Raw genomic sequence first — 245 nt, 5'->3', positions numbered from 1 at the left:
AGTCTCATAGCTCAGCTGGTTAGAGCGCTACACTGATAATGTAGAGGTCGGCAGTTCGAGTCTGCCTGAGACTACAAGTCGAAAGACAGACAAGAAGCCTGTGCTGAGCGCAGTCGAAGTAATTCTGCCTGAGACTACAACCTAAGGTTGATTTGATAGAAAAGGATTAATTTTAGATAAGTTCATTAGATATTGAAAGGAAATTTTAGAAGTTGAGTTGAGTTCAACAATCGTTAATCGAGATT

At 40.0% G+C, this 245-nt stretch carries 1 tRNA gene; it reads left to right on the top strand.

The annotated features are described in order from the left end of the window. Positions 1 to 74: transfer RNA gene (locus Q0739_RS15030), tRNA-Ile, on the top strand. Positions 75 to 245 lie beyond the last annotated feature (171 nt).

Source organism: uncultured Algibacter sp. (genome assembly GCF_947487605.1).
Lineage (GTDB): Bacteria > Bacteroidota > Bacteroidia > Flavobacteriales > Flavobacteriaceae > Algibacter_D.
Note: the sequence above shows the minus strand (reverse complement) of the source record. Positions and strands in the feature narration are given on the sequence as shown.